The organism is Cupriavidus sp. IK-TO18, from assembly GCF_015549295.1.
Taxonomy (GTDB): Bacteria; Pseudomonadota; Gammaproteobacteria; order Burkholderiales; family Burkholderiaceae; genus Cupriavidus; species Cupriavidus oxalaticus_A.
The window spans coordinates 1-1,381 of record NZ_JADGMP010000065.1 but is presented as its reverse complement, the minus strand read 5'-3'; the positions used below and the strand labels follow the sequence as shown (position 1 = coordinate 1,381).

Annotated in this window: 1 protein-coding gene and 1 pseudogene; both read right to left on the bottom strand. The window is 67.9% G+C overall.

What is annotated here, in order from left to right; translation table 11 throughout:
- On the bottom strand, positions 1–1,040 hold a 1,040-nt coding region (locus IPF36_RS33995), incomplete at its 3' end, for an MCP four helix bundle domain-containing protein (protein WP_195432328.1).
- A 39-nt stretch (positions 1,041–1,079) separates the two neighbouring features.
- A pseudogene (locus tag IPF36_RS33990) lies at positions 1,080–1,381 on the bottom strand (chemotaxis protein); the annotation flags it as partial.

The following is a 1,381-nucleotide window of genomic DNA, read 5'->3' as shown; positions in this document are numbered from 1 at the left end:
CCGCCGCGCAGCGCGGTCTCCGACGCATTGGCCGCCAGCCCGCTGGCCTGGCGCGCGTTATCCGCGTTCTGGCGCACGGTGCTGGTCAGCTCTTCCATGCTGGAGGCGGTCTCTTCCAGCGACGCGGCCTGCTGCTCGGTGCGTTGCGACAGGTCGTTGTTGCCGGCCGCAATTTCACGCGAGGCGGTGCCGATCGATTCGGCCGATTCCTTGAAATCGCGGACCATGTGCGACAGCTGCTGCTGCATCTGCTGCATGGCATAGACCAGGCTGCTCTTGTCGCCGGCGCGCGTAGCCACCGGCGCGGAGAAGTCGCCGTCGGCGATGCGCTTCGCGATCTCGGCCGCGTAGCCCGGCTCGCCGCCGAGCTGGCGCGACAGCCCGCGTGCCAGGAGCACGCCCAGCAGCACCGAGAGCGCCAGGCCGCCCAGCACCAGGCCCAGCATCCACAGCCGCGTCGCGTCATACACGCTTTGCGCCTCTTCCATGTTGCCGCGGGCGCGGTCGTCGCGGCGCTTGACCATCCTGGCCATCACGGCTTCCAGCGCATGGCTGTCCTTGAGCAGGTCGGTGCTCTCGGTGAACACCTGGCTCTCGAACTGCGAGGTATCGAGCGGCTGCTTGCTGACCAGCTCGACGTACTTCTCCATGCGCGCCCGGAAGGCCGGCGCCAGGTCGTGGTACTGCTTGACCAGCGCCTGCGACTCGGCGGTCGACGAGAAGGCGCCTGCCACGCTGCGGATGCGCTCGTCCATCACGCCCAGCGACTTGGCGATCTGCTCCTTCTCGGTGGCGCGCTCGCCCATGGTCGACGCGGACAGCAGGCCGATCTGCGAGCGGCTGGCGTAGACCAGGTTGATGTTGGCGTCCTGCACGGCCTTGAGCGCCTGCAGGTCGCCGTGATAGATCCTGCCGGTCCAGTCGGCCATGCGCCCCATGTTGACGACGCCCAACAGGCCCATGACGGCACCGATCACCGCGACGACCAGGAATCCGGCAACCAGCCTGGTCGTGACGCGCAATTGATTGAACCACTGCATAGCAACTCCCCCTTGTGACCCTTGTTACTGAACTTCGCACTAAGCCTGTGCCATGGACCGGGCCGCCGCTTCGCGCTGCGCGGCCGGCAGGCGTTGCGGGCGCCGTTGTGGACGAACCTCGGCCTGCATGCTGACGCGGAAGGTGGCAACCGCATCGCGCAGCCGCAAAGCCTGCTCTTCCAGCGAGCCCGCTGCTGCTGCGGCCTGCTCGACCAGCGCGGCGTTCTGCTGCGTGCCTTCATCCATCTGCGCCACGGCCTGGTTGACCTGCTCGATGCCGGCGCTCTGCTCGGCCGAGGCCGCGCTGATCTCGCCCATGATGTCGGTCACGCGCTTCACCG